The 25,699-nt window shown below is 52.8% G+C and carries 28 protein-coding genes and 1 tRNA gene; 16 read left to right on the forward strand and 13 right to left on the reverse strand.

Going from position 1 to position 25,699, the window contains the following annotated elements; translation table 11 throughout:
* Positions 1-11: 11 nt before the first annotated feature.
* The gene (locus Q0X64_RS04625) at positions 12-275 is read right to left on the reverse strand and encodes a DUF2798 domain-containing protein (RefSeq protein WP_297809374.1); all 264 of its coding nucleotides are present in this window, start codon (positions 273-275) and stop codon (positions 12-14) included.
* Between the two features lie 125 nt (positions 276-400).
* Here Q0X64_RS04625 and Q0X64_RS04630 point away from each other — a divergent pair, with 125 nt between their 5' ends.
* On the forward strand, positions 401-1,318 hold the full coding sequence (locus Q0X64_RS04630; RefSeq protein ID WP_297809375.1) for a LysR family transcriptional regulator: 918 nt from the start codon (positions 401-403) through the stop codon (positions 1,316-1,318).
* 46 nt (positions 1,319-1,364) lie between these two features.
* Here the strand turns inward: Q0X64_RS04630 and metE are convergent, their stop codons facing one another.
* Positions 1,365-3,644 (reverse strand): 5-methyltetrahydropteroyltriglutamate--homocysteine S-methyltransferase, encoded by a 2,280-nt coding sequence (gene metE / locus Q0X64_RS04635; RefSeq protein WP_297809376.1) that lies wholly within the window; start codon positions 3,642-3,644, stop codon positions 1,365-1,367.
* Between the two features lie 99 nt (positions 3,645-3,743).
* Here metE and Q0X64_RS04640 point away from each other — a divergent pair, with 99 nt between their 5' ends.
* Entirely contained in the window at positions 3,744-4,640 is an 897-nt protein-coding gene (locus tag Q0X64_RS04640) for a LysR family transcriptional regulator (protein ID WP_297809377.1), read from the forward strand.
* On the opposite strand, the gene Q0X64_RS04645 is transcribed toward Q0X64_RS04640, so the two are convergent.
* From Q0X64_RS04645 to gpmI, 5 genes are read right to left on the reverse strand one after another with little or no spacing between them, the layout of a single operon-like run.
* A complete protein-coding gene (locus Q0X64_RS04645; RefSeq protein ID WP_297809378.1) occupies positions 4,641-5,435 on the reverse strand; it encodes a response regulator in 795 nt (264 codons plus the stop codon).
* 9 nt (positions 5,436-5,444) lie between these two features.
* On the reverse strand, positions 5,445-5,999 hold the full coding sequence (locus Q0X64_RS04650; RefSeq protein WP_297809379.1) for a DJ-1 family glyoxalase III: 555 nt from the start codon (positions 5,997-5,999) through the stop codon (positions 5,445-5,447).
* A gap of 13 nt (positions 6,000-6,012) precedes the next feature.
* On the reverse strand, positions 6,013-7,365 hold the full coding sequence (locus Q0X64_RS04655) for a S41 family peptidase (protein WP_297809380.1): 1,353 nt from the start codon (positions 7,363-7,365) through the stop codon (positions 6,013-6,015).
* Between the two features lie 31 nt (positions 7,366-7,396).
* On the reverse strand, positions 7,397-8,584 hold the full coding sequence (locus Q0X64_RS04660; RefSeq protein WP_297809381.1) for a peptidoglycan DD-metalloendopeptidase family protein: 1,188 nt from the start codon (positions 8,582-8,584) through the stop codon (positions 7,397-7,399).
* Positions 8,585-8,587: 3 nt separating this feature from the next.
* The gene (gene gpmI / locus Q0X64_RS04665; protein WP_297809382.1) at positions 8,588-10,123 is read right to left on the reverse strand and encodes a 2,3-bisphosphoglycerate-independent phosphoglycerate mutase; all 1,536 of its coding nucleotides are present in this window, start codon (positions 10,121-10,123) and stop codon (positions 8,588-8,590) included.
* A gap of 437 nt (positions 10,124-10,560) precedes the next feature.
* Between gpmI and Q0X64_RS04670 the strand changes: the two genes are divergently transcribed.
* The 5 genes from Q0X64_RS04670 to Q0X64_RS04690 are packed head-to-tail and all read left to right on the forward strand — an operon-like array spanning position 10,561 to position 13,703.
* A complete protein-coding gene (locus tag Q0X64_RS04670) occupies positions 10,561-10,980 on the forward strand; it encodes a rhodanese-like domain-containing protein (RefSeq protein WP_297809383.1) in 420 nt (139 codons plus the stop codon).
* A gap of 24 nt (positions 10,981-11,004) precedes the next feature.
* Complete coding sequence (grxC, locus tag Q0X64_RS04675; RefSeq protein WP_366517476.1) at positions 11,005-11,262, forward strand: glutaredoxin 3; 258 nt, start codon at positions 11,005-11,007, stop codon at positions 11,260-11,262.
* Between the two features lie 13 nt (positions 11,263-11,275).
* Positions 11,276-11,770, forward strand: a complete 495-nt coding sequence (gene secB, locus Q0X64_RS04680) for a protein-export chaperone SecB (RefSeq protein WP_297809384.1) — start codon at positions 11,276-11,278, stop codon at positions 11,768-11,770.
* A 15-nt stretch (positions 11,771-11,785) separates the two neighbouring features.
* Entirely contained in the window at positions 11,786-12,805 is a 1,020-nt protein-coding gene (locus Q0X64_RS04685) for an NAD(P)H-dependent glycerol-3-phosphate dehydrogenase (RefSeq protein WP_297809385.1), read from the forward strand.
* Between the two features lie 28 nt (positions 12,806-12,833).
* Positions 12,834-13,703 carry a hypothetical protein gene (locus tag Q0X64_RS04690; protein WP_297809386.1) on the forward strand — a complete coding sequence of 290 codons (870 nt, stop codon included), beginning with the start codon at positions 12,834-12,836 and terminating at the stop codon, positions 13,701-13,703.
* Positions 13,704-13,752: 49 nt separating this feature from the next.
* Here the strand turns inward: Q0X64_RS04690 and Q0X64_RS04695 are convergent, their stop codons facing one another.
* On the reverse strand, positions 13,753-14,922 hold the full coding sequence (locus Q0X64_RS04695; protein ID WP_297809387.1) for an SAM-dependent methyltransferase: 1,170 nt from the start codon (positions 14,920-14,922) through the stop codon (positions 13,753-13,755).
* A gap of 18 nt (positions 14,923-14,940) precedes the next feature.
* On the opposite strand from Q0X64_RS04695, the gene Q0X64_RS04700 reads away from it, so the two are divergent.
* Positions 14,941-15,660 (forward strand): SDR family NAD(P)-dependent oxidoreductase, encoded by a 720-nt coding sequence (locus Q0X64_RS04700; RefSeq protein WP_297809388.1) that lies wholly within the window; start codon positions 14,941-14,943, stop codon positions 15,658-15,660.
* Here Q0X64_RS04700 and folK read toward each other — a convergent pair.
* A complete protein-coding gene (folK, locus tag Q0X64_RS04705; protein ID WP_297809389.1) occupies positions 15,619-16,125 on the reverse strand; it encodes a 2-amino-4-hydroxy-6-hydroxymethyldihydropteridine diphosphokinase in 507 nt (168 codons plus the stop codon). The genes Q0X64_RS04700 and folK overlap by 42 nt on opposite strands.
* Positions 16,126-16,476, reverse strand: a complete 351-nt coding sequence (gene folB / locus Q0X64_RS04710) for a dihydroneopterin aldolase (protein WP_297809390.1) — start codon at positions 16,474-16,476, stop codon at positions 16,126-16,128.
* Positions 16,477-16,555: 79 nt separating this feature from the next.
* Between folB and plsY the strand changes: the two genes are divergently transcribed.
* The gene (plsY, locus tag Q0X64_RS04715; protein ID WP_297809391.1) at positions 16,556-17,149 is read left to right on the forward strand and encodes a glycerol-3-phosphate 1-O-acyltransferase PlsY; all 594 of its coding nucleotides are present in this window, start codon (positions 16,556-16,558) and stop codon (positions 17,147-17,149) included.
* Here the strand turns inward: plsY and tsaD are convergent.
* Entirely contained in the window at positions 17,146-18,153 is a 1,008-nt protein-coding gene (tsaD, locus tag Q0X64_RS04720) for a tRNA (adenosine(37)-N6)-threonylcarbamoyltransferase complex transferase subunit TsaD (protein ID WP_297809392.1), read from the reverse strand. The two genes, plsY and tsaD, sit on opposite strands and share 4 nt — an antisense overlap.
* A 136-nt stretch (positions 18,154-18,289) precedes the next feature.
* On the opposite strand from tsaD, the gene rpsU reads away from it, so the two are divergent.
* The 6 genes from rpsU (at position 18,290) to Q0X64_RS04750 (ending at position 24,443) form a co-directional block, all read left to right on the forward strand.
* Positions 18,290-18,505 (forward strand): 30S ribosomal protein S21, encoded by a 216-nt coding sequence (rpsU, locus tag Q0X64_RS04725; RefSeq protein WP_266236185.1) that lies wholly within the window; start codon positions 18,290-18,292, stop codon positions 18,503-18,505.
* A 27-nt stretch (positions 18,506-18,532) separates the two neighbouring features.
* The gene (locus Q0X64_RS04730; protein ID WP_297809393.1) at positions 18,533-18,994 is read left to right on the forward strand and encodes a GatB/YqeY domain-containing protein; all 462 of its coding nucleotides are present in this window, start codon (positions 18,533-18,535) and stop codon (positions 18,992-18,994) included.
* Positions 18,995-19,060: 66 nt separating this feature from the next.
* Positions 19,061-20,782 (forward strand): DNA primase, encoded by a 1,722-nt coding sequence (gene dnaG, locus Q0X64_RS04735; RefSeq protein ID WP_297809394.1) that lies wholly within the window; start codon positions 19,061-19,063, stop codon positions 20,780-20,782.
* 87 nt (positions 20,783-20,869) lie between these two features.
* Positions 20,870-22,708: an RNA polymerase sigma factor RpoD gene (gene rpoD / locus Q0X64_RS04740; protein WP_297809395.1), complete on the forward strand. Its 1,839-nt coding sequence runs from the start codon at positions 20,870-20,872 to the stop codon at positions 22,706-22,708.
* Positions 22,709-22,718: 10 nt separating this feature from the next.
* Positions 22,719-22,795, forward strand: a tRNA-Ile gene (locus Q0X64_RS04745).
* A gap of 199 nt (positions 22,796-22,994) precedes the next feature.
* Positions 22,995-24,443 (forward strand): mechanosensitive ion channel, encoded by a 1,449-nt coding sequence (locus Q0X64_RS04750; protein WP_297809396.1) that lies wholly within the window; start codon positions 22,995-22,997, stop codon positions 24,441-24,443.
* 81 nt (positions 24,444-24,524) lie between these two features.
* Here Q0X64_RS04750 and Q0X64_RS04755 read toward each other — a convergent pair whose 3' ends face one another.
* Positions 24,525-24,740, reverse strand: a complete 216-nt coding sequence (locus Q0X64_RS04755; RefSeq protein WP_297809397.1) for a TIGR02450 family Trp-rich protein — start codon at positions 24,738-24,740, stop codon at positions 24,525-24,527.
* 97 nt (positions 24,741-24,837) lie between these two features.
* On the opposite strand from Q0X64_RS04755, the gene pdxH reads away from it, so the two are divergent.
* Complete coding sequence (gene pdxH, locus Q0X64_RS04760; RefSeq protein ID WP_297809398.1) at positions 24,838-25,488, forward strand: pyridoxamine 5'-phosphate oxidase; 651 nt, start codon at positions 24,838-24,840, stop codon at positions 25,486-25,488.
* 62 nt (positions 25,489-25,550) lie between these two features.
* On the opposite strand, the gene Q0X64_RS04765 is transcribed toward pdxH, so the two are convergent.
* The gene (locus tag Q0X64_RS04765) at positions 25,551-25,691 is read right to left on the reverse strand and encodes an entericidin A/B family lipoprotein (RefSeq protein ID WP_297809399.1); all 141 of its coding nucleotides are present in this window, start codon (positions 25,689-25,691) and stop codon (positions 25,551-25,553) included.
* Between the last annotated feature and the right edge of the window lie 8 nt (positions 25,692-25,699).

Here is a 25,699-nt window from a genome sequence, read left to right on the forward strand (position 1 = left end):
CCACTATAGGCTCAGGCCTTTTCCACGGTGTAACCCACCAGCTTGGTTACCAGTGGCCGAACCAGCATCACGCAGATAAATGCTGAGGGCATGGCGATTTGATAGGCCTGTACTGTGGCCAACAGATAACCATCACCAAACCCCTGATTGACCGCCGTAATAATCAGACACATCAGCACAGCCATAATCGCTGACATAAAAAAGGCGAAAACCACCGGTGTCAGACTGACCGGTAGTTTTCGGCGTTTTGTATGTGGTTGTTTCGCTTTACTCATTTGTTTTTCCTTGAACATCATGGGGGCTAGTTTAAGCGGCCGGTAGCGAGCGAACTAGAGGATTCGTCCTATAAAGACTGTTAAGTTAAACTTAATAAACTTTACATAATTGGATTGTTTTGACGATGGATAATCTGCGCGGTGTCGAAAATTTTGTTAGGACAGTCGAGCTTGGCAGTATCGCTGCAGCGGCAAGAGCGCTCAGCATTAGCCCAGCTGCCGCCAGTCAGAATATCGCTCGTCTGGAAGCGGCACTGGGCACTCGCCTATTAACCCGCACGACCCGCAGGTTGGCATTGACCGATGCCGGTGAGATTTATTTTCAGCGGGTAAAAGGGTTGTTACAGGAGCTGGAACTGGCTGAGCAAGCGGTTTCAGCGCTTCAGGGAGAAGTCGGAGGCAAGCTGAAAGTAGCCTGCTCGGCGGCTTTTGCCCGTCATGTGCTGGCACCGTTGATACCGGGTTTCCAAAAGGCTTATCCACAGATTAGTCTGGAAGTAGTGGCAACGGATCGGCGGATTGATCATATCCAGGAAGGCGTCGACATCAGTATCCGTATTCGACAGCAGCTTGAGGATGGGGTTATTGCTCGTCGACTCGCCACGGTGCCGCTGTTATTCTGTGCAGCACCCACTTATCTGGAACAAGCCGGCTGTCCGGACTCACCCCAGGCTCTATTGCAGCATGACTGTCTGATGTTCCGGATCCCGGTAGATGGCAAGATTTTCCCCTGGGCATTTATTCGTGACGGGCAGCGTTATCAACCGCAAGTCAAGGCGACGATGATCAGCGATGATATTGATATGCTGGCGAGAATAGCCATGGCAGGAGGCGGCATTACACGGCTGGCCGCCTTTGTGGCGCAACCCTATATCGATAATGGTCAATTAATTCCACTGTTCAACCAGGAGCATGGTCCAGAGGTTGAAGTGGAAGCCGAGCCGCTGGAGTTCTTTTTCTGCATGACAGATCGCTATGCCAAAACTCCCAAGGTGACGGCTTTGTTCGATTACCTGTCGCAGCAACTGCCGGCTGAATGGTAGAAAACGAACACTCAGGGCCTGCCTGCCCTGTCTGTCCGCAGATTGATCAGGCCGCGGCATCCTGCCTGAGTTGACGGGCGGCATCTACCATAGCCTTCAGAGCCGGTTTCACTTCGGCCCACTGACGGGTTTTGAGACCACAGTCCGGATTGACCCAGAGTCTTTCCGGCGGAATCCGCTGCGCCGCCATTTCCATCAGCTTCTGCATTTCTGCGATGCTGGGGATATTGGGGCTGTGAATATCATAGACGCCGGGGCCGATTTCATTGGGGTAGTCAAAGGCGTTAAACACATCCAATAGCTCCATATCCGAGCGTGAGGTTTCGATGGTGATCACATCGGCATCCATCGCTGCAATCGCCTCGATAATGTCATTGAACTCCGAATAACACATATGCGTGTGGATCTGGGTCTCATCCTTGACTCCGTTCGCGGTGATGCGGAAACAGTTGACCGCCCAGTCCAGGTAGTGCTGCCAGTCCTGCTGCCTTAAAGGCAGCCCTTCTCGCAATGCAGCTTCATCAATCTGGATAATGCCGACACCGGCTTTTTCCAGATCCAGCACTTCGTCACGAATGGCCAGCGCCAGTTGCAGACAGGTCTGGCTGCGCGGCTGATCATCGCGAACAAAAGACCAGTTGAGCATGGTCACCGGCCCGGTCAGCATGCCTTTCACGGGTTTATCGGTCAGCGACTGAGCGTAGTTGATCCAGTCCAGTGTCATGGCTTTGGGCCGATCGATATCACCAAAAATAATCGGCGGTTTTACGCAGCGCGAGCCGTAGGACTGTACCCAGCCAAAGCGGGTGAACGCATAGCCTTCCAGTTGTTCACCGAAGTATTCGACCATATCATTACGCTCGGCTTCACCATGCACCAGCACGTCCAGTCCCAGTGTTTCCTGTTCTTTGATCGCATACTGGATTTGCTCCTGCATAGCTTTCCGGTAACTGACCAGGTCCAGCTCACCTTTGCGATACAGCAGGCGGCTTTGGCGAATGGCGGTTGTCTGCGGGAACGAGCCAATCGTCGTGGTTGGGAATAATGGCAGTGGGAAACGCTGTTGCTGGGCGTCAATACGCTGCGAATAAGGATTTTGCCGCTGGCTCATGCTGTCAGTTACTGCCGCCAGTCGCTGTTGCACACTGGCTTTGTGTACTTTGACCGAATCCTGGCGCGATGTGATGGCTTGCCGGTTGGCTGTCAGATCGGCCTGGATACTGTCACGGCCATGATTGAGGGCATCAGCTAATAAAGCCAGTTCCTGCAGCTTTTGTACAGCAAATGCCAGCCAGTTAGTGATATCGCTATCCAAGCCACTTTCCTGCTCCAGATCCACAGGTACATGCAATAGCGAACAGGATGGGGCGAGCCATAGCCGATCCTGCAGGCGCCGATGTATGGGCTCAAGCCAGTTCAGCAGCTTGCTCAGATCGGCTTTCCAGATATTTCGGCCATCAATCACACCCAGAGAGAGTATTTTATGCGGGGGTAACCAGTCTATGACCTTGATGACCTCATCCAACGCTTTGACAGCATCAATATGCAGGCCAGCAGTGGGTAGTTCACAGGCCAGGTTGAGGTTTTCACGCAAGGGACCGAAATAGGTGGTCAGCAACAGTTTGACCGGTGTTTTATGCAGGGCGAAATAGGCCTGGCTCAGCGCATGTTGCCAGTGTTGATCCAGCTCGGTGGCCAGAATCGGTTCATCAATCTGCACCCATTCGGCACCGGCCTCTGCCAGCGCGATCAGACACTGCTCATAGACCGGCAACAGGGCGTCGAGCAAATCCAGTTTATTGCTCTCGTCCTTGCTTTTACCCAGCCACAGATAACTGACCGGACCCAGTAACACCGGCTTGGCCTGATGGCCCTGGCTGACGGCCTCGCGATACTGCGAAAGCAGACGTTCAGCATTCAGTTCAAACTGGGTGTCAGTATCAAATTCGGGGACCAGGTAATGATAGTTGGTATCAAACCATTTGGTCATCTCAGCCGCCGCAATCGGGGTCTGCTGCAAAGTTTTGGACGACTGACCGCGGGCTGCCTGGAAATACCGATCAGTCTCGGCCAGTCGTTTATCCGTGCGTTTCGGCAGATTGCCGACCAGCAGGCTGGTGTCGAGCACATGATCATAGAAGGAAAAGTCTCCTACCGGCTGCCAGTCCAGCTGACTTTGTTGATGCCAGTGTTGGCGTCGCAGTTCAGCGGCTTGTTGTTCCAGCTCATTCAGCGCGCTGTCGCCACGCCAGTAGTTTTCCAATGCAAATTTGAGTTCGCGGCGTTGTCCGATACGCGGAAAGCCGAGGTTGTGTGTGGTTACCATGATTTTTCCTTATCTGTCAGAACGTGGCGGCCATTGTAATGAGCTCAACTGATAAGTAATAATGATATTTTTTAACAAAACTATAAGTGAACCTCATACATGATTGAGCGTAATCATCTCAGGATCATCCAGGCACTGGCCGAGCATGGCAGTCTGACCGCGGCCGCCAATGCCCTGTTTGTAACCCAGCCCGCTCTGTCGCATCAGATTCGTTACCTGGAACAGAAGCTCGAGGTCAGTTTATGGCAGCGTCAGGGCCGAAAGCTGCGTCTGACCCAGGCGGGGCAGTTATTGCTGCGACTGGCCCGGCAGGTGCTGCCGGTGATCGAACAGACGGAAAACACCCTCAGAGCCTATGCCGACGGCAAGCAGGGGATCCTGAGGCTCGGAGTTGAATGTCACCCCTGCTATGAATGGCTGAAGGGCATTCTGGCCGAGTATCTGCAGATCATGCCCAGGATGGATGTCGATATTGTGCATAAATTCCAGTTTTCCGGCCTGGAGGGCTTACTCAACCATCACATTGACTTGCTGGTGACACCGGACAAGGTTAATCAGACCGGACTGAACTATTCGCCGCTGTTTGATTATGAGTTGGTATTGCTGGTTGATAAGCAGCATCAGTTGGGAGAAAAACGCCTAGTGGAAGCTGATGCATTATCAGGTGAGTTATTACTTACTTTCCCTGTAGCCCATGAAAGGCTGGATATCTATACCCAGTTCCTGATGCCCGCCGGGATCAGCCCCAGGCATAAGGCGATGGAGTCGCTCGAGATCATGATCCAGATGGTCGCGCTGGGACGTGGCGTCACCGTGTTACCTGACTGGCTGGCACGAAACTACACGCAAAACCTGCCGGTGACCATAGTGAAACTGGGTAAAAAGGGAGTCAGAAAAACCCTGTTTGCCGCAATGCGTGATGGTGAAAAGGACACGCCCTATATGCAGCAGTTTGTTGAACTGGGACAGCAGCGCGGTATCAATCAGAACAGCTAGTCAGGCTTCCAGCACCCGGAACAGCATTTCGCGAATCGTCTGCGGTTCGAAGGGTTTATCCAGAATCGCTGATACCCCGGCCTGTTGCACATTGCCCAGCCGGGTCTGGTTGTTTTCAGTGGTGGCCATCAGGATGGGTAAGACGACATCCCCCAGCTGCTTGCGGATGTAGCGGGTCAGTTCATGCCCATCCATTTCCGGCATATTTAAATCGGTTACCACCAGGTCATATCGTTGCTGGGATAACAGCTTGACCGCCTCACGGCCGTTTTCTGCCAGATCAATCTGGCTGATTCCCATGCTGCCCAAAACCCGTGATAGATGATTACGTGAGGTAAAGCTGTCATCCACCAGCAGGATATTGAGCTCGCTGACATCATAGCTCTCTAATTCAATCTCGGCCGGATCAATCACATCCAGCGTTGCGCGGATCGCGCGTTGCAGATCCTCATGATTGAAAGGTTTGGGCAGAATCGCCATCACGCCGGCCTGGCGTATGGGCTCCAGCGCATCCTGTCCGGTCTCGCTGGAGATCAGCATAAAGGCGATATCACTATCGGTCTCAGCCTGCTGTGCCTCAGAAATCAGTTGATCGGCCGACATATCCGGCAAATACATGCTGGTGATCACCAAGTCGGGCGGATACTTGGCGATTTGCGCCAGGGCCTCTTTGCCGCTGCGGGCGCTATCAATCTGACGCACATCAGCCTGTTGTAAATGGCGCATGATCAGCTTCAGCTGCATCGCAGAGGGTTCAATCAGCAGGATGGATAAGTCAGCAGCAGTTAAGGGCATGGTGGTATCTCAGGCACGGACCAGGCTGGTTTCAACCTGGTCGCGGGTGGATTTATCGCTAAGCAGTTCGATTATGGTCAGGGCAAAATCCATAGCGGTGCCGGGGCCACGCGATGTCAGGATTTTGCCATCAATGACTATCGGGTCGTCGCAGATATCGATATCAGGCCATTTCTGTGGGTCCAGAGCGCCCGGGTAGCTGGTGGCACGCTTGCCGTCCAGTACGCCGCTACTAGCCAGCACCATGGGCGCCGCACAGATAGCCGCCAGGTACTTGTCAGCCTGTTGCTGGCGATTAATTAAAGCATGAATGCGCTCATCGGCATCCAGTTTGTTGGTGCCCGGCTGACCGCCGGGCATTAACAACATATCGAAGTCCTGTTCCAGCACCTCATCCAACAGGCTATCAGCGACCAGCTTCACCTGACGGCTTGCCGTCAAGCTGTGTTGTTGATTGAGGTTGGCCGTGGTCACGCTGATACCGGCGCGACGCAGCAGGTCAATCAGGGTGACGGCTTCCAGTTCTTCAAAACCGTCTGCAAGCGGAATCAAAACACTGGCCATGGTGCGCTCCTGCTTAGCGTTTGAGAATATTCATGCCTTTGAGCAGGTTCAGCGCCTGAGACAGTACGTAGTCTCTGACTTCCAGTGGTTGTTTTTTGGCCTCTGACTCTGCTTCTTCAGACGCACTGTCAGCATCATCCTGCCCGGTTGGAGCGGCATCATCCGCGGCATTGTCTTCCTCTTCGCCATTTTCCAGGTGACGGGTCAGATCACGCTCACGCAGCGGCGTGAATTCACTCTCCTGAATTTCGGCGATATGAATACCATTAATTTCGATATCAGGCACAATACCCTCGGCCTGGATCGAGCGGCCTGACGGCGTGTAATAACGCGCGGTGGTCATTTTGACCGCAGTTTCGTTGGTCAATGGCATCACGGTTTGCACCGAGCCCTTACCAAAGGTTTTGCTGCCCAGCACGATACCGCGTTTCTGATCCTGGATAGCACCGGCCACGATTTCCGAAGCTGAGGCTGAACCGCCATTAACCAGCACGATTAAAGGCGCGCCTTTGAGCAGATCATCGGGCGTGGCGTGGAATTTCTGGTCGGAGTCGGCAATACGACCATCGGTGTAAACAATCATGCCTTTTTCGATAAAGGCATCAGAGACATCGACAGCGGCTTCCAGCACCCCGCCCGGATTGTTACGCAGGTCGAGTACCAGCCCGTTCAGCATGCCGTCGCTGTCCTGCTTCAGTTCAGTGATAGCCTCACGCAGGCTGGCGCCGGTGCGTGACTGGAAAGTGGAAATACGAATATAGCCGTAGCCGGGTTCCAGCATTTCATGTCTGACGCTTTTCACCTTGATAACATCACGGGTTAATTCGACTTTAAGTGGCTTGTCCTCCCCTTCCCGGATGATAGTGAGTAGTAACTTCGAACCGGGTTCACCACGCATGATGTCAACCGCATCATTGAGTGTCATGCCTTTGACCGGTGTGTCGTCGAGACGAATGATCAGGTCACCGGCCTGGATGCCGGCTTCCGCAGCGGGGGTGTCATCAATGGGGGCGACCACTTTGACAAAACCGTCTTCCATGCTGACTTCGATACCGAGACCGCCGAATTCGCCTGAGGTGCCTTCACGCAGTTGCTGGAAGTCTTCCAGATCCAAGTAGGTGGAATGGGGATCCAGCCCTGACAACATGCCACGGATGGCATTTTCCAGCAGCTTTTTGTCTTCTACCGGTTCCACATAACTACTTTTGATACGGCCGAAGATTTCGGAGAAAGTGCGTAAATCTTCCAGTGGTAGATCGGGTTTGACGGCTTCCCGCTCGGCAAAGACCATCTGGCCGAACACCAGACTGGCACCGAGAATGACACCGCTGGTTATCAGTCCGAAATCACGTTTAAACAAGCGCATAAAAATTCCTTCGTGTTTGGCACCGTCTCGCCTAACCCCGATTCACCAGCCACTTGATAGGGTTGGTGGGAGCGCCACGGTGACGAATTTCAAAATATAGTCCGGTCAGACCGCGAATTCCCTGCTCGCCGGACTGGGCAATCACTTCTCCTGCCTGAACCGTTTCACCGGCAGATTTCAGCAGCGTTTCATTGTTGCCATACAAAGTCATGTACTGCTCACCATGATCAATGATGACCAGCAGACCAAAGCCCCGCAGCCAGTCAGCAAACACCACCCGCCCTGCGGCTGTGGCTCTCACATCATGGCCGGTGGGCGAGTCGATGACAATGCCTTGCCACTTGAGTTTACCAAGATTTCGCGGGCTGCCATAGCGTGCCAGCAGTTTTCCACTGAGCGGCCAGTCGAGCTTACCTGTCAGACGTGAAAAAGGTGTGTTTGGTTTCAACGGCACTGATTTAGGGGTGACCGTTTGCTTTTGCTGCTGCTTCGTTTCGGCCATGGCCTGCTGTTCGCGCTCGCGGGCCAACTTGTCGAGCAAAGACTGCAGATTTTGTTCTTCCTCTCTAAGTGCGCTAAGCCGGGCATCCTGCCCAGAGATCTGTTTATCGAGGGCCGCCAGTGTGTGCTGACGTTTCTCGGTTTCCTGTTGCAAAGCTTGCTGTTTTTCCAGTTGCCGGGCTTTATCCGCTTCCAGTGACTGCTGAGCCAGTAATAGCGCTTTTTGCTCCTCATTAAGCTCGCTTAACAACTGGTTAATGGTTTCCAATTGATTTTTGCGAGCCTGGTGAAAGTAACGGAAATAGGTACTGCCGCGACTCAGAGTCGCGATATCCTGTTGATTGAGCAGCATTTCCAGATAACTGGGCTCGGCGTTGATAAATGCGGCACGCATCTGCGCATAGAGCGCATCCAGTTGCTGTTGCTGCTCTTCCTCCTTGATACCGGCCTGTTCTCGCAATTGCTGCAGGGACGCGTTTTTCTCATTGATTTGCTGTTGCAGTGCGCGCAGTTCACGGTTGAGTTCGGAGACTTTGCGGCTCTGGGCTTTCAGCCGCGCGTACATCTCTTCGCGGCTGGCCTTTTTCTGCGACAGATCGTCACTGAGCGTATCGATTTCCTGCTTTACGGATTCCAGCCGCTGTGCTGAATCTTCGTCTGCACGAACGGCAGACATCAGCAACAACAGCAAAACAAAAGCGAGACGCAGCAACATCATCAATCAGTTTTTGGCTTCAATCAGCAGGTGTTTGCTCATTTCAGCCGGGATAGGCAGCTCCAGCAGGCTCAGCATAGTCGGGGCGATATCCGACAGGGTGCCATGCTCATGGCAGACAGCGTCACGACCGGCGAATAACAGCGGCACCACGTTATTAGTATGGGCAGTATGCGCCTGACCGGTTTGGTGATTGACCATGCGCTCGGCATTACCATGATCGGCGGTGACGATCATTTCGCCGCCCACCTGCTCTAAAGCATTCCAGACCTGGCCCAAGCAACTATCCAGGGTTTCCACGGCTTTAACAGCTGCATCAAAGTTGCCGGTGTGACCGACCATATCAGCGTTGGCGAAGTTACAGATAATGACATCGTATTTGTCAGAACGGATTGCTTCAGCCAGTTTATCAGCCACTTCCGGCGCACTCATCTCGGGCTGCTGATCGTAGGTCTCGACTTTGGGTGATGGGATCAGAATGCGATCCTCGCCTTCAAACGGGGTATCCAGGCCGCCATTAAAGAAAAAGGTCACATGCGCATATTTTTCGGTCTCAGCGATGCGCAATTGTTTCAGGCCCAACGAAGACAGGTAGTCGCCCAGAATGTTATTCATCTTTTCGTTGGGAAAAGCAATGGGCGCGGTGTAATCCTTTTTGTACTCAGTGAGCGTCACGTAATCAGCGAGTGCAATCTCACGTGGTTTTTCAAAGCCATCAAAATCTGGCTGGATAAAGCATTCAGTCAGCTCACGGGCACGATCTGAGCGGAAGTTCATAAACACGATGCTGTCGCCATCTTCGATGCGCACCGGTTCACCGATGCTGGTGGCTTTGACGAATTCATCGGTTTCCTCACGGGCGTAGGCATTATTCAGCGCCTCGCTGGCCGAGTCAGCATGAAACGCACCTTCGCCCTCTGCGACCAGGCGGTAGGCCGCTTCTACGCGGTTCCAGCGCTTGTCGCGATCCATGGCATAAAAACGACCGATGATGCTGGCGAAGCGGCCTTTGCCCAGTGAAGTAAAGACGGCTTCCAGCTTATCAATCCCGGCCTGGGCACTTTGTGGTGGGGTATCGCGGCCATCGAGGAAGGCATGCACAAAGATCTTGTTTGCACCCCGCTCTGCAGCCAGCTTGACCATGGCATGGATATGTTCTTCATGACTGTGGACGCCGCCATCTGAGAGCAGGCCGAAGATATGCACGGCTTTATCGTTTTCAACCGCTTTATCTACCGCCGAAGTCAGCGTTTTATTATCAAAGAAACTGCCCTCTTCAATAGATTTACTGATGCGGGTAAATTCCTGGTAAACCACCCGGCCGGCACCGAGGTTGAGGTGGCCGACTTCGGAGTTGCCCATTTGATCGCCGGGCAGGCCTACCCCCTGGCCGGAAGCGTGAATCAGTGTATGCGGGTATTGTTGCCAGAGTTTGTCCCAGACAGGGGTGTGGGCGGCGTGAATAGCATTATTATCAGGATCGTCACTGTATCCCCAGCCGTCCATGATAATCAGCGCCAGTGGTCGGTGTTTGAGCGTCATTAAAAAGTCCTTAAAGCTAGTCGTGGTCGGGCTCTCTTGTCGCTGACCGGTGTCATTTATATTAATCAGCTTATTAGCCGTGTATTATATGGGCTTTTGTGATGAAATACAGTCGCCGCTACTGGCTGAGCCTCTGGCCAATCCGGCCGTAAAGCCTCAGCCTGACGCTCCGGCAAGGACTTTGAAAGCGGCGTGATCGCGTTGTCAGCCGGGTTTTTGCTGAGGCTGGTTTGCGACTATCGAAGTTTGTTGGCGCTGAATAAAGTGCTGCAGACGGGGCCGGTTTATCCCGGCTCGCTCAGCACGGCTGAAACGATTGGCCGCAATGCTTACCGTATTGATCACCGGGTTAAACTTAGACCCATCCGCATTATCAACATAATGCAAAAAAGGGTGCTGCCTGCCAGCATCAGATTCTATGTATTGAGTGGAGTGAAATGGAAAACCTGGGTGAATTTATTGTTAATCACTGGATCCTGGTAACCGCTTTTGTGGTCCTGGCCTGGCTGGTTTTTTCTGATTCGATTAACCGTCAATTAAGCGGTTTACGGCCTTTGGGCGCGACCCAGGCTGTGACGCTGGTCAATCAGAACAAAGGTCAATTTGTTGATGTGCGCAGCAAGGATGAGTTTGATAAAGAGCATATCGCCGACTCCATAAACTTGCCGCTGGCAAGCCTGGGTGAGGACGCCGCTCAACTCAAGGACAAAAATCAGCCGCTGGTGATTGTCTGTGCCAGTGGTCAGCGGGCACGCAGTGCTGCCAAGCAATTGCGCCGTCAGGGTTTTGAGCAGGTTTATGTGTTAACCGGTGGCTTGCACGCCTGGAAAGAGGCGAAGCTGCCTTTATTTAGTTAATTTCGAGCACGACAGGGTTTTATCGTGGCAAATGTAATCGTTTATTCTACTGCGCAATGTCCTTTCTGCGTTATGGCCAAGCAGTTGCTTGACCGTAAAGGGGTGGACTATGAAGAGATTCGCGTCGATCTGGATCCGGCCCGACGTGAGGAAATGATGCAGAAAAGCCGGCAACGTACCGTGCCGCAGATTTTTATTAATAACAAAGCCATAGGCGGCTACACCGACCTGGTAGCGATTGATCGCGCCAAAAAGTTGGATAGTCTCCTGGCACAATCGTAGAGAAGGAAGAAAGATGGCTGAAGAAAATACAGCAGCAAGCAGCGAAGAACAGCAAAAGCCGCGCTTCGTTATTCAGAAAATTTATACCAAAGATGTGTCGTTCGAGTCGCCTAATTCGCCGGAAGTTTTCCGTGACGAATGGCGTCCCAAGCTGGATCTGCAACTGGGCAATGACTACAAGCGTATTGATGACGACAACCATGAGGTGGTATTGACTGTCATGGTTACGGCCAAAGTCGATGATAAAACCGCGTTTCTGGTTGAAGTTAAACAAGCTGGCATCTTTACCCTGACCGGCTACAGCAACGAAGAAATGGGCCCGCTGCTGGGTAGCTACTGCCCCAACACCTTGTTCCCGTTTGTACGTGAAGTTGTGGCTGATCTGGTGACTAAGGGCGGTTTCCCGCAACTGGTTCTGTCACCGGTCAACTTTGATGCCATGTACCTGCACCAGAAAGAGCAGGCCCAGAAACAGGCGCAACAAGCACAGTCAGAAGCAACCCACTGATAGTCAGGACGGCAAGTGGCTGAAAAGCTTTTACCGACATTAGTCATCGGTGCCGGTGCCTGGGGTACGGCACTGGCGCTGGCGATTGCCAGAAAAGGCCACGATGTGTGGCTGTGGGGGCGTGATGCCGAGCAAATGCGCGCGATGGAAACAATGCGAAGCAATGCGCGTTATCTGCCTAAAATTCGCTTTCCTGAAGCGCTGAAACTGACCCCGGACTTGGAACATGCCGTGCGACATTGCCGGCACGTATTGATTTCTGTGCCCAGCAAGTCTTTTGTTGAGACGCTGCGGAAGATCAAACCCTGGCTGGGACCGGATGTGCCGGTCAGTTGGTCGACCAAGGGGCTGACTCCGGATGAAGGTCGTTTTTTGCATGAAGCGGCACGGCAAGAGCTGGGCGAAAGTCATCCGCTGGCGGTGATTTCGGGGCCTTCTTTTGCTGCCGAAGTGGCTTCTAACCTGCCAACCGCGGTGACTGTGGCTTCACCGGATCAGGATTTTGCCGAAGCGCTGGTGAGTCTGTTGCATTCACAAACGCTGCGGATCTACACCACGCATGACATGCTGGGCGTACAGATCGGTGGCACGGTGAAAAATGTACTGGCCATTGCAGCCGGCATTTCTGATGGGCTGGGTTATGGCGCCAATGCCCGCGCTGCGCTTATTACCCGCGGAATGGCCGAGATTCGGCGGTTGGCGGCTGCGCTGGGGGCTGATTCTGAAACCTTATTCGGCTTGGCCGGTATCGGTGACGTGATTCTCACCTGTACCGATGATCAAAGCCGAAACCGGCAACTGGGGCTGGCCATTGGTGGCGGCCTAAATGTGGATGAAGCGGTGAAACAGCTTGGCAAAACGGTGGAAGGCATGCATGCTGCCCGTGAAGTCCTGCTTCGGGCTCAACAGGCACAAGTGGAAATGCCCATCGTCGAACAGGTATGCAAAATCCTGTTTCAGGGTTACGATCCGCGCGAATCAGTTCAAGCATTGTTGTGCAGGGAACAGAAAGCAGAAATCAAACACCCTGCCTGACTGGGTTTATTAACAGAGGAATTATTTTATGCAAGGCATTAAGAAGTACAGCGCGACGATCGCCGCGGTTGTCATGCTCAGCCTGGGGCTTAGCGGCTGTGGTAATCCGCTGAAAAGTGATGAGCCCGAAATTCAAGTTGAAGGTAAGACAGTCTTTGAAGCTGGCTTGCAGTACGTTCAGATTGAAGAGCGAAAACAAAGCGGTGTTGCTAACGACCACCCGTTCCCGATTTCATCTGAAAATATGCGCACGGTGCTTGAGTCACTGTACATTTCAGATACGGTGCTTTTTAAAGAACGCCAATCGCCGCTTTTTTCAGCCTATGAGTTACAAACACTGAGTAATGCGTTGTCATCAGGCCTGGCACGAGCAGAGAGTAACGAGGACGTGACTTTTGTCACCATCGGTACCCACAAAAGCACGATAGCTAAAGAAAGAGAGACCAACACTGGTCGTGTTTTCTACAGTGGTGGCAGACTCAACATCATCTTCGGCAAAGTCAGAGAGCTTTACCGCGAAAAAGATCCCATTACTAACCAGCCGATTGACCGCAGAACCAATCCTTTGCTGCCAGGTAACCGTGCTGTCGATTCCGAGCCTGATAGACGTGTTGCACTGGACAACGGCCAGGCCTATTACATTGATCCGGAAACCGGAGAGGAACGCTCTGACTGGATTGTATTGGATATCCCAACCATATTGGCGACCATGGCCGAGCGCCGCTCATCCACTCAGGATGGCACGCTGAGTCCTGAACTGCGCGAAGATATCGCCCGCAACAAGCAGGAAACCAGCAACCTGCGTGACGATATGGCCAATATCAAGGAAGTGCTGTTTGAAATGAGCGATAAGCTCGACAAATTGCAAAAAGAACTGGATGACATGCAAGGCGAATAAGCCTGGCGGCACATTCACTGAAAAGGCGCCTGCGGGCGCCTTTTTTGTTTCATAACTGGTAGCGGCGATCAGCGGCCTGCAACCGCGGGAATACGCCCATATCGCGGCTCAGGGTGAGAATTTTAAACTGATGGCCCATGGCGCCCGGCAACAGCAGTTGTTTTAAGTTGCTGCTGTGTTTGAGCCAGTCGAGGGTCTTCGATTGCTGTTCCAGTTCGGCGCTCAACTGGGTGATATCTCCGGCTAAAAGAAAATCAGCTTGCTCGTGAAACCCGTCGACATCCAGGCCGGCAGCATGGGCACTGTGAGCCAGTGAACTGAAATCGACATGGGCGGTGATATCCTGCAGTCCGGGAAGTAACAGCGGATTATCATGTGCCTGCTGGCGATAGTAGCAGCGCAGCGTGCCCAGTGAGCGATCAGGGCGGTAATACTCCTCAAAGGCGTAGCCGTAATCAACAATGAACACTGCGCCCTGCTGCAGCTTATCAGCCACCGTTGTCAGCCAGTCTTCGGCGGCCAGGTTGACCTCTGTCTGGTAAGGCTGTTCGCCTATACAGGCACGGATCTGGCGAGCTTTATTCTGCAGACGTGAATTTTGTAGTGGCCGTTTTTGCCAGACAAACTGATCGTTATCGACACTGACGCCCTGCTCGCTGACATCGTTTTCAGTAAAAGTCAGTAAATGTAGCGGCATGGCATCAGCGACTTCATTGGCCAGTATCACGCCAGTAAAACGCTCTGGTATTGCAGATAGCCACGCGACCCGTGATGATAGCGAGGGGAGAGATTCTGCAATCAACTGCTGCTGACGCTGCTGCAGGTCGGCACTGGTTTCCAGTATCAAATAACGCCGGGGCAGACAATCAATTCGAGAGAGTTGCTCCAGCACCGTGACGGCCAAACGGCCGCTACCGGCGCCGAACTCCAGCACGTCAAAATCCTCGAGCTGTTTCCCGGCATCGGCAATGTGTGTCGCCAGTGCCTGGCCAAACAGGCTGCTGGTCTCGGGCGCTGTGGTAAAGTCGCCGCCCTGCCCCAGCTTGTGACTGCCGGCGCTGTAATAGCCCAGCCCGGGCTGGTAGAGACAGCGCTGCATAAAGTCGGCAAAGCTGAGCCAGCCACCCTGCTCGCTGATCAGCTCAGTAATTAGCTGTTTCAGTTTGTCACTATGCTGTTGCGCTGCCGGGTCAGCCGCAGCTAATGTTGATTTATCCATTATCAGAAGGAAATTGTCTTGCAAAAAAAGGTTCTTGTTACCGGCACCAGCCGCCGGGTCGGTTTGCATCTCGCCAAGCGTCTTCATGAGGATGGCTATGCTGTTCTGGCACATTACCGCAGCCAGACCGAGGGTGTCCAAGAATTACAGAAACTGGGTATTGAGACGATAGCAGCGGATTTTGACAGCGGTGAGCATATTCTCGACTTTGTCGCTAGGCTGCGTCGTGATTATCAGGGGTTTCGGGCCATTATTCATAATGCTTCCAGCTTTACCCCCACCGATGAGGACCTGGCGCAGGCTGCGCAGCAATACGAACAGTTTTTTTATGTGCATATGATGGCCCCCTTTCTGATTAATCAGGGCCTGCAGGATCGTTTGCAGGGTGATGATGAACAGCCCGCCGATATCATTCATATCACCGATATTAATGCCGAAAATCCAACCCCGCGCTTTGATATTTATGGCACGACCAAGGCCGGGCTGCACAATATGACGCTGGCGCTGGCGAAGAAATTCGGTCCTTCTATCAAGGTCAATGCGGTGGCGCCCGGTCCGGTCTTGTTTACTGAGTCACACACGGATGCTGTGCGGCAGGCGATGATGGCAGAAACGCCGCTGGCAAAGGAAGGCGGAGCCGAACCGGTCTATCTGGCGGTGAAAAGCCTGATGGATAATCCGTTTTTGACTGGTGTTTCAATCCCGGTAGATGGAGGTCGCCGCCTCTCCAAAGGCTGAGCTGCCAATCCGCAAACGGGTACCGGCCTGTGCAGCGGCCATCTCATTGTTTTCGGTCAGATAAGCCTTAAGTTCATCGATCAGCGGATAGAGAAAATATTCATCGGTGATGCTGCTGGCACCACGTTGCCAGTCTGCGTCCACGTTGAAATAGGCCAGAATATCGACATCAGCCGGTCGATCCTTGTACTTGCTGTCCGGATCATCGCGGTCCCGTCCCAGCGAGGTTTCTATCTCGTTGCAGCGTTGCTTGAGTTCGCGCTCATCCATGTCGGTTTCAATAAAGGCGACCGCATTGAGGAAAGCACGATGGCTGTTCATACCCACAGGCGGAATATTCAGCACCCGGCTCAGGTGCACAGGCTCGAAGCTTTCCAGCAACAAAGCGATAATGCGGGCAAAGTTCTGATCCGGATCGATATTACTGCCCACACCGAGCAGGTAACCACGGGGAAAAGCTGACATTTAGCGTGAGCGCTCGATAACGATGCGGGCCGTGTTTTGGCCATAGAGCGCGACGGGTTTGCTCAGGGTGAGTTTAACGCGCGGGATTGAAAACTGTTCCAGCAGCATGGCGCACAGATCTTCGGCAAGCGTCTCAATCAGCAGGTATTCACTGGCTTTAACAAAAGCCACAACCTGCTGTGCTACAGCGCCATAATCCAGGGTCTTACTGATATCGTCGCTTGCTGCGGCAGGCTTGATATCCCAGTCCATTTCCAGATCAAAGCTGAGGGTTTGCTGGGTCTGGCGTTCCCAGTCATAAATGCCGATAATTGTGTCTATCTTGAGGTCGTTAAGAAAAATTTTATCCATCTGAAAAAGCTGCTTATGCTGGTAATCCGGTTCTGGCGACCTATAATGTCGCAACAGTCATAACAGGTCGCATCATATCATGCTGGAAACAATCGCCTTACCCGTCGCTTTGCTGGTCATTGCCTATCTGTTCGGTTCTCTCAACAGCGCTATTGTGCTCTGCAAGCTGGCCGGTTTGCCGGATCCGCGCAGTCAGGGTTCAGGCAATCCCGGTGCTACCAATGTATTGCGCTTTGGCGGTAAAAAGCTGGCCGCTACGGTCTTGTTTTTTGATGTGCTGAAAGGTGTGTTACCAGTGTTAATGGCGCATGCCTTGGGGCTGGAGATGGTCTGGGTGGCCGCCACTGCCCTCGCCGCTTTTGTCGGCCATCTGTTCCCACTGTTTTTCCAATTCCGCGGCGGCAAAGGTGTGGCCACCGCATTAGGCGGTTTTCTGGCTCTGTCCCCTGCCCTGGCGGCTGCCGGTCTGCTGACCTGGCTGCTGGTGTTTGCTATAAGCCGCATCTCATCTTTATCAGCACTAATGGCTGCGGCATTAACGCCGTTTTACAGTCTGTGGTTGATAGGCAGCATAGGTGCGCGCTGGCTGATCCTGGCGGTGGCGATGATGCTGATTGCACGACACCATACCAATATCCGCCGCCTGATCAGCGGTGATGAAGAAAAGTCTTAGGGCGGCGTCAACTCATTCAGTGGCCAGCGCGGCCTGACACTGAATACCGGCCGTTCCAGCATGGTCAGCGCTTGCTGCCGGACAGCGCCGGCAAAGGCAATCATTGCGCCGTTATCGCTGCAAAACTGCTGCCTGGGGTAATACACCTCAACGCCGGGCATGGCATCCAGTTTTTCCCGCAAAGCTTTGTTGGCACTGACGCCGCCGGCGACCACCAGCCGTGAGTGGCCCGTATGCTTCAATGCCCTTTTGCATTTGATCGCCAGCGTGTCGACCACCGCAGTCTGGAAAGCCAGCGCGATATCGGCTTTGTCCTGTTCGCTTTGCTCACTATCGAGCCAGGTATTCATGGCAAAGGTTTTCAGGCCACTGAAACTGAAATCCAGACCCGGCCGGTTGGTCATTGGCCGCGGGAACTCATAGCGATCGGGCGTGCCCTGCTCGGCCTTGGCGGCAAGGTAAGGGCCACCGGGGTATGGCATGCCCAGTAATTTGGCGGTTTTATCAAAGGCTTCACCGACGGCATCATCGACCGACTCACCCAGCACTTCGTATTCCCCTACGGCTTTCACATCAACCAGCAGCGTGTGACCGCCGGAGACCAGCAATGAAATAAAGGGAAACGCAGGCGCGGGCTCTTCCAGTAAAGGCGATAACAGGTGCCCTTCCATATGATTTACAGCCAGCGCGGGTTTATCCAGCGCCCAGGCGATACTGCGACCGATAGCCGCGCCGACCAGTAAAGCGCCGGCAAGACCTGGCCCGGCAGTGTAGGCCACCGCATCAATTTCATCGCGGGAAAGTTTGGCCTGCGCCAGCACCTCATCGATCAATGGCAGGGTTTTGCGGATATGGTCACGTGAGGCTAACTCAGGCACTACGCCGCCGTATTCCGCGTGCATTTCAATCTGGCTGAACAAGGCGTGGCTCAGCAGTCCCTTTTCGGTGTCATACAGGGCGACCCCGGTCTCATCGCAGGAGGATTCGATGCCTAAAACGCGCATTTTTTGATCCTGATTCAATTGCTTAACTGCGGTTATTATGCCTTTTTTTGAAATAAAGTGATTTAACAGTTTGCTTTCTTGAACATATTTCGTACAATTGGGGGTTTTCCAAACATGAATTGATTAGGGAATATTAATGCCTTCAGTACGAGTTAAAGAAAACGAGCCATTTGACGTGGCGCTGCGTCGCTTTAAGCGTTCTTGTGAAAAAGCCGGCACCGTCGCCGAAGCCCGCGCCCGCGAAGCTTATGAAAAACCAACCACTGCTCGCAAACGCGCTGCAGCCGCTGCGGTTAAACGTCACCAGAAGAAACTGGCCCGCGAAAACGCCAGCCGCGTTCGTCTGTACTAAAAACGATTAGATACAGAGCTCACGACGATGCCGCAAGAAGCCAGTCCGCTAAAAGTCACTATCATGGACAGCGTCAAAGACGCAATGCGCGCCAAAGAAAAAGAGCGCCTCAATGTCCTGCGTCAGATCACGGCGGCCATCAAACAGGTTGAGGTGGATAACCGCACCGATTTGTCCGACGACGACATCGTGGCGATTCTGACCAAAATGACCAAGCAGCGTCGTGAAGCGCTGGAGCAATACGAAAAAGCCGGTCGTGATGATCTGGCCGACATCGAGAAAGCCGAGCTGGTCATTATCGAAGAATTTCTGCCGGCACAGCTGAGTGATGACGAAATCGCCGAGGCTGTTCAGGCGGCGATCAGTGAAGCCGGTGCTTCCAGCATTAAGGATATGGGCGCAGTGATGAATGTACTGCGTCCCAAACTGCAGGGCCGTGCCGACATGGGCGCGGTCAGTGGGCAAGTCAAGGCAGCGCTGAATAAATAACCACGCTGCCATCGTCTGTCACGACGTGGTTAATATTTCCTCCCGTTTTCAGCCATAATAGCGCTTATGGCTGGTCAAATTCCTACACAATTCATTGATGAGTTACTCGCTCGCGTCGATATCGTAGACGTTATCGACGCGCGGGTACCGCTCAAAAAAGCGGGCAAAAATCTGCATGCCTGCTGCCCCTTCCATAACGAAAAAACGCCTTCCTTCACGGTCAGTCCTGATAAGCAGTTCTATCATTGCTTTGGTTGTGGTGCCCACGGCACGGCCATCGGCTTTCTGATGGAGTATGACCAGCTCAGCTTCCCGGAAGCGATTCAGGATCTGGCTGATATGGTAGGCATGACCGTGCCCACAACCCAGCAGGTAAACCTGACACCGGCCAAGCAGAATCTCTATGATCTGATGGATAAAGTCGGCCGCTATTACGTGCACCAGTTGCATAATCATCCCCAGCGCCAGCCCTTTCTGGATTACCTCAAGCAACGCGGTCTGTCAGCCAAGACGATTGAAACCTTTGGTCTGGGCATGGCCCCCGAAGGCTGGGATAACGTGCTCAAAACCTTCGGCAATAACCCGCAACTGACCAAGCAACTGCTTGACGGGGGCCTGCTGATTAAAAATGACAAAGGCCGGACTTACGACCGCTTTCGCAACCGGGTGATGTTTCCTATCCGTGATCGCCGGGGCAGGGTGATAGGCTTTGGCGGCCGGGTGATGGATGACTCCACGCCCAAGTACCTGAACTCGCCGGAAACGCCGATATTCCATAAGGGGACTGAGCTCTACGGGCTGTACCAGGCCAGAAAAGCCAATCGGCGGCTGGAACGGATCCTGATCGTGGAAGGCTATATGGATGTGATCGCACTGGCCGAACATGGCGTCACCAATGCGGTGGCCACACTGGGTACCTCAACTACAGCCGATCATTTAAGACTGCTATTGAGAGCGGCACCCGAAGTGGTCTTTTGCTTTGATGGCGACCAGGCCGGCCGGGATGCGGCCTGGCGTGCGGCGGAGAATGCACTGCCCATGCTGGGCGGTAATCAGCAGCTCAAGTTTATGTTCCTGCCCGATGGCGAGGATCCGGACAGCCTGGTTCGGGGGCAGGGGCCTGAAGCCTTTAATCGGCGGGTGCAACTGGCGCAGAATTACTCCGACTTTTTCTTTGAAACCTTATCCGGCCGGGTGGACATTAATTCCATGGATGGCCGCGCGCGCCTGGTGGAAATGACCAAGCCTTATCTCAAGCATGTGCCCGCCGGCGTTTACCGCGATATGCTGGAACAGCGGTTGGCGGAGCTGAGTAAAACCAACCTGGCAACCCTTAACCGTCATCTGGAAAAACCGGCGCAGCCCGCCAGAAAGCCCGTTAAAAAGCCAACAATGGCGACGATGACGCCGATCCGTATGGCTATCACGATTTTGCTGCAGTATCCGATTCTGGCGCGAGAAATTGAAGATATCGCTGTCATCCGTCAGTCTCAGCAGCCAGGCGTGAATATTTTGGCGGATCTGGTTGAAACCCTGCATCAGCATCCCCATTTAACCACTGCGGCCCTGCTGGAACGCTGGCGTGATAAAGAAAACGGGGCGCACCTTCAGAAACTCGCACTGCAACCGCTAAGCCTATCAGCGGACGCGCTCAAACATGAACTCACGGGCATAATTTCTCGCCTAAGTAGGGAAGCGAAAGAGCAAAGGCTGGAGTATTTAGACAGCAAGCCGTTGAGTGAATTGACTGATGCTGAGAAAGCGGAGTACAGGTCGTTAAGAGGTTAAGTAAATGTCAATTTTGATGCAAAGGAACAAGCACTTAGGTATAATGAAAGGTTCACGTCTAAAAGCGTCAGGGGTTAAAGGGGCCGCATGAAAGATCAACAATCACGCGTTAAGGAATTGATTGCCTTAGGTAAAGAACGTGGTTACCTCACTTACGGTGAGATCAACGATCACCTGCCAGAGGACCTGGTGGATGCTGATCAGGTTGAAGATATTGTCAGCATGTTCAGCGATCTGGGTATCATGGTCCACGAGGACGGCATGGATACCGACGAGATGGAACGCCTGGCTGAAGCCATCTCATCCAACGACGAAGTCTCCGATGAAGAAGCTGCCGCCGTGCTGGCCAGTTCTGACGGTGAATTCGGCCGTACCACCGACCCGGTTCGCATGTATATGCGGGAAATGGGTTCGGTAGAACTGCTGACCCGTGAAGGCGAAATCGTCATTGCCAAACGCATCGAAGCCGGTCTGCGTGAAAGCCTGCAGATGCTCTCAACCTACCCTGCCTGTATCGCCCAGTTCCTGGCCATGTTCGACATGGTGGAAAACGGTGAAATGCGCCTCAATGAGCTGATCAAAGGCTTTGCCTCGGTCGAAGAAGAAGCCGAGCAGGAAGATGAAGAAGTCAGTGATAGCAGCAGTGATGATGCCGACGTCGATGATGATGACAACGACGACGATGATGACGATAACGATGATGTAGATGACGACGAAGATTCCGGTGAGATTGATCCGGAAGAAGCGCGCAGCCGTGTTGAAGCACTGGCCGAAACCTACCAGCGTTATATTGATGGTCAAGGCGATGCCGCCGAAGCCGCCCGTGAGCAGGCCAGTACCCTGTTTATGGACTTCAAACTCACGCCTAAAGCGCTGGCTATTCTCAATGCCCTGATGGCAGAAACTGTGGATGAAATCCGCAGCCAGGAAAAAACCATCATGGAAATCGTGGTTGAACAGGCGCGGATGAATCGTCGTGACTTTATCGATTCGTTCCAGGGTAATGAAAGTAACACCGAATGGGCGGATAAACATATCCGTGCCAAGAAACATTATTCATCCACCATCAAAAAGCATCACGACGATATTGTCGCCGCACAGAGCAAACTGGCAGAAATCGCCGAAACCCGTGGTATTTCCATTGCTGAAATCAAGGAAATCTCACGTCAGATGTCGATTGCCGAAGCCAAGGCCCGTCGTGCCAAGAAAGAAATGGTGGAAGCCAATCTGCGTCTGGTTATCTCGATTGCCAAGAAATACACCAACCGCGGTTTGCAGTTCCTGGATTTGATTCAGGAAGGTAATATCGGCCTGATGAAAGCGGTCGACAAGTTCGAATACCAGCGTGGTTACAAGTTCTCCACCTACGCCACCTGGTGGATTCGTCAGGCGATTACCCGTTCTATTGCTGACCAGGCCCGCACCATCCGTATTCCGGTGCATATGATTGAAACCATCAACAAACTCAATCGTGTCGCCCGTCAGATGCTGCAGGAAATGGGCCGTGAACCGACACCGGATGAGCTGGCAGAACGCGTCGAAATGCCGGAAGACAAAGTCCGTAAAGTGCTCAAAATCTCCAAAGAACCGATTTCCATGGAAACCCCGATCGGTGATGATGAAGACTCGCATCTGGGTGACTTTGTCGAAGACGTCAACGTGGTATCACCGTCAGACTCGGCCATTATTGAAGGTCTGCGTGAAGCGACCCAGGGCGTGCTTAACGGCCTTACCGAAAGAGAAGCCAAAGTGCTGCGTATGCGCTTCGGTATCGATATGAATACCGACCACACGCTGGAAGAAGTCGGTAAACAATTTGACGTGACCCGTGAACGTATTCGTCAGATAGAAGCCAAAGCGCTGCGTAAACTGCGCCATCCAACCCGTTCCGATCAACTGAGAAGCTTCCTCGATTCAGAGAGCTAATCCCGATCCCGGGCCTATAGCTCAGTTGGTTAGAGCAGGGGACTCATAATCCCTTGGTCCCAGGTTCGAGTCCTGGTGGGCCCACCAAACACCAAAGCCCCGCGATTAATCCCGCGGGGCTTTTTTGTTTGTCCCTTTTTTATCTTCACGCGCTAAAGTCAGTCTTCAAGCCGCTTGGCGGCATCTCCGGCTAGAAAATAAGCAGCTGTTTTTGTTAGCTATTTTGGACATTTCTAATTTGAGGCGATAGTGTGGTTGTGCACAATCAAAATAAAAAGGGAGTGATATGAGTCAGATAGCTGCTTTTTGGAATCAGTATGAAAGCTCGGTGCTACTGTTTGTAGTCGCCGTTTTATATCTAATCGGCTTTTACATTGTCGCGCGCATTGTCAAAAGCATCTTTCATCGTATTTTAGTTAAAACCGAGATCGATAACCGCTTTACCAAAACTGTGGGGTTAAGTGATAGTTTCCCCATAGAAAAAGTGATCTCGGTGACCGCATTCTGGATCATCATGGTGTTCGGCCTGTTGACCTTCTTCGACAAGCTGGACTTAAAGACGGTGACCCAGCCACTGAATGCGTTACTTACCGAAATCTTTACCTATTTGCCTAAACTGGGGGCGGCTGCAGGTTTATTGATATTGGCCTGGATCTTGGCCTCATTGCTGGAAAAGGGGATTACTAAAGCTTCTTCTGTGGCCAGACTGGATGAGCGCCTGAATAACCTGGATGAGGATCAGGAAGAACAGTTGTCTGTCAGCAAGTCCTTTGCGCGTGCCGGTTACTGGCTGGTATTCCTGCTGTTTCTGCCGATGGTGCTGGGCGTGCTGCAGATGGAGAGCCTGGTAACACCACTGCAGGATATGTTTGCCAAGCTGTTCAGCTACCTGCCTAATATCATATCGGCTGCTTTGATCTTTGCTGTCGGTTATTTTGTGGCCAGACTGGTCAAGCAGGTGGTCTCAAGCCTGTCGGCGGCGGCCGGTATAGATAACTTCAGTAACCGGGTGGGGATAGAGAGCAAGTTTTCTACCCTGCTGGGCACGGTGGTTTATACCTTTATTCTGCTGTTGGTCATTGTTCAATCGCTGGATGCCCTCAAAATTGCGGCGATCTCCGCACCGGCACAGAATATGATCCAGATGATCTTCGCGGCGATCCCCGGCATTCTGGCGGCGGCGCTGGTGATCGGCATTTCTTATTACATCGGTAAGCTGGTCGCGCAATTAGTGACTGATCTGCTTACTGCCGCTGGATTTAATAAGATGGTCACCAATCTGGGTTTTGAAATGGGCTCAGAACGCACCCCAAGTCAGTATGCCGGTAGCCTGGTGTTACTGGGCGTGATTTTGTTTGCCATTCTCGGTGCCACCGAGCTACTCAGCTTTGAGCCGCTGAGCGCGATTGTCACGGCGATGATCGAGTTTGCTGTTCAGGTGATACTGGCTGCGCTGATACTGGCAGTGGGTATTTATCTGGCCAGAAAAGTGAAATCACTGGTGGCTGAGGCCGGCATGCCCAATGCGGCGGCCAGCCTGGCCAGTGTGGCTATCCTGTTCCTGACTATTGCCATGGCGCTGCGTCAACTGGGACTGGCGCAGGATATTATCAATATTGCCTTTGGCCTGATGCTGGGCGCTGTAGCCGTTGGTGCAGCGATTGCGATCGGTCTGGGCAGTAAGGAGATCGCCGGACAGGAAGTGCAGGCAATGCTGGAGAAATTCAGAAAATAAAACCTATAACCCTGAGCCCCGCCATCTGGTGGGGCTCAGTCTTATCTGTTCACTGTTAAACAACCCTCGCGGCCGGGAAATCTACTTCCAGCCGGCTTTCCACTTGTTGTCGTCTTTGAGGCTGTGCCAGTCAATGCGGTATGTGCGTCCGCTGATGACGGCCTCAAGTTCACAGTTTGTGGCAATGCCTTTTTCATCGAACGTTACTTGCGTGACGATAAAGTGCTTTTCTTTGTTGGCAGGGGTGACAGCAGTCCATTTGCTGCCTTGTAACTTGGTCGGATTTATACGATTCATAGCTTGCCTTGCTTAAAAACTGTCACAGATTATTCACGATCCGAGTGAGTAAACTGTGAACATCAAAACACGCGCTTCGAAGAGGGCAAGATAAGCGATGACAAGCGATAATGCTTCACTACAGGCGCTCAGAAAGACCTACCAGAAAGGTTGTCTTGATGAAGCACAGGCGTTTAGCGATCCGTTTCAGCAATTCCAGCATTGGTTTGAGCAGGCCCTGAAACACGGACTATTTGAGCCCAACGCAATGACATTATCGACCGTGGATGAGCGGGGCAGACCGTCAAGCCGACCAGTGTTGATCAAGGAATATGATGACGCGGGCCTGATTTGGTATTCAAACTATCAGAGCCGGAAAGGGCAGGCACTGGAACATAACCCTTTTGCGTCGTTGCAGTTTTATTGGGCCGAGCTTGAGCGTGTCATTAGAATTGAGGGGCAGGTAGAAAAAATCCCGCCTTCACAATCTGACGCTTATTTTCATTCACGGCCCCTGGGCAGCCGAATCAGTGCCTGGGCATCCCCACAAAGCCGGGTTATTGTTAATCGTGACCAAATACTTGGGTGGGCCGATGAGTATCAGGCGCTATACGGGGATGCGCCGCCACGACCTCCTCACTGGGGAGGCTATCGATTAAAACCTGATTACTGGGAGTTTTGGCAGGGCAGGCCTTCAAGGCTGCATGATCGCATTGCCTATCGCTTGACTGATACAGGGCAGTGGCTTCAGCAACGCCTCGCCCCGTGAAACTTGAGCATTAAATAGAAACAGGCCCACGTGCAGTGGGCCTGAAAAAGTAGTGATGGGATCTAGTAGTTTTTGTTCTCGTCGGCACTGTCTTCAATGGCATCGCCAGCCGCTTCCACGTCTTTGCCGACGCCTTCAACGGTATTACAGGCAGTGAGACTGAGGCTGAATGCCAAGGTCAGTAAAAGCGTTAAAAATTTCATCAGTTTCT

The organism is uncultured Methylophaga sp., from assembly GCF_947259025.1.
GTDB lineage: Bacteria > Pseudomonadota > Gammaproteobacteria > Nitrosococcales > Methylophagaceae > Methylophaga.

Excerpts from the sequence above, each read along its gene's own strand:
- Q0X64_RS04625 (WP_297809374.1), bottom strand. The coding sequence starts at position 275 with ATGAGTAAAGCGAAACAACCACATACAAAACGCCGAAAACTACCGGTC.
- Q0X64_RS04630 (WP_297809375.1), top strand. The coding sequence starts at position 401 with ATGGATAATCTGCGCGGTGTCGAAAATTTTGTTAGGACAGTCGAGCTT.
- metE (WP_297809376.1), bottom strand. The coding sequence starts at position 3,644 with ATGGTAACCACACACAACCTCGGCTTTCCGCGTATCGGACAACGCCGC.
- Q0X64_RS04640 (WP_297809377.1), top strand. The coding sequence starts at position 3,744 with ATGATTGAGCGTAATCATCTCAGGATCATCCAGGCACTGGCCGAGCAT.
- Q0X64_RS04645 (WP_297809378.1), bottom strand. The coding sequence starts at position 5,435 with ATGCCCTTAACTGCTGCTGACTTATCCATCCTGCTGATTGAACCCTCT.
- Q0X64_RS04650 (WP_297809379.1), bottom strand. The coding sequence starts at position 5,999 with ATGGCCAGTGTTTTGATTCCGCTTGCAGACGGTTTTGAAGAACTGGAA.
- Q0X64_RS04655 (WP_297809380.1), bottom strand. The coding sequence starts at position 7,365 with ATGCGCTTGTTTAAACGTGATTTCGGACTGATAACCAGCGGTGTCATT.
- Q0X64_RS04660 (WP_297809381.1), bottom strand. The coding sequence starts at position 8,584 with ATGATGTTGCTGCGTCTCGCTTTTGTTTTGCTGTTGTTGCTGATGTCT.
- gpmI (WP_297809382.1), bottom strand. The coding sequence starts at position 10,123 with ATGACGCTCAAACACCGACCACTGGCGCTGATTATCATGGACGGCTGG.
- Q0X64_RS04670 (WP_297809383.1), top strand. The coding sequence starts at position 10,561 with ATGGAAAACCTGGGTGAATTTATTGTTAATCACTGGATCCTGGTAACC.
- secB (WP_297809384.1), top strand. The coding sequence starts at position 11,276 with ATGGCTGAAGAAAATACAGCAGCAAGCAGCGAAGAACAGCAAAAGCCG.
- Q0X64_RS04690 (WP_297809386.1), top strand. The coding sequence starts at position 12,834 with ATGCAAGGCATTAAGAAGTACAGCGCGACGATCGCCGCGGTTGTCATG.
- Q0X64_RS04695 (WP_297809387.1), bottom strand. The coding sequence starts at position 14,922 with ATGGATAAATCAACATTAGCTGCGGCTGACCCGGCAGCGCAACAGCAT.
- folK (WP_297809389.1), bottom strand. The coding sequence starts at position 16,125 with ATGTCAGCTTTTCCCCGTGGTTACCTGCTCGGTGTGGGCAGTAATATC.
- folB (WP_297809390.1), bottom strand. The coding sequence starts at position 16,476 with ATGGATAAAATTTTTCTTAACGACCTCAAGATAGACACAATTATCGGC.
- plsY (WP_297809391.1), top strand. The coding sequence starts at position 16,556 with ATGCTGGAAACAATCGCCTTACCCGTCGCTTTGCTGGTCATTGCCTAT.
- tsaD (WP_297809392.1), bottom strand. The coding sequence starts at position 18,153 with ATGCGCGTTTTAGGCATCGAATCCTCCTGCGATGAGACCGGGGTCGCC.
- rpsU (WP_266236185.1), top strand. The coding sequence starts at position 18,290 with ATGCCTTCAGTACGAGTTAAAGAAAACGAGCCATTTGACGTGGCGCTG.
- Q0X64_RS04730 (WP_297809393.1), top strand. The coding sequence starts at position 18,533 with ATGCCGCAAGAAGCCAGTCCGCTAAAAGTCACTATCATGGACAGCGTC.
- dnaG (WP_297809394.1), top strand. The coding sequence starts at position 19,061 with ATGGCTGGTCAAATTCCTACACAATTCATTGATGAGTTACTCGCTCGC.
- rpoD (WP_297809395.1), top strand. The coding sequence starts at position 20,870 with ATGAAAGATCAACAATCACGCGTTAAGGAATTGATTGCCTTAGGTAAA.
- Q0X64_RS04750 (WP_297809396.1), top strand. The coding sequence starts at position 22,995 with ATGAGTCAGATAGCTGCTTTTTGGAATCAGTATGAAAGCTCGGTGCTA.
- Q0X64_RS04755 (WP_297809397.1), bottom strand. The coding sequence starts at position 24,740 with ATGAATCGTATAAATCCGACCAAGTTACAAGGCAGCAAATGGACTGCT.
- pdxH (WP_297809398.1), top strand. The coding sequence starts at position 24,838 with ATGACAAGCGATAATGCTTCACTACAGGCGCTCAGAAAGACCTACCAG.
- Q0X64_RS04765 (WP_297809399.1), bottom strand. The coding sequence starts at position 25,691 with ATGAAATTTTTAACGCTTTTACTGACCTTGGCATTCAGCCTCAGTCTC.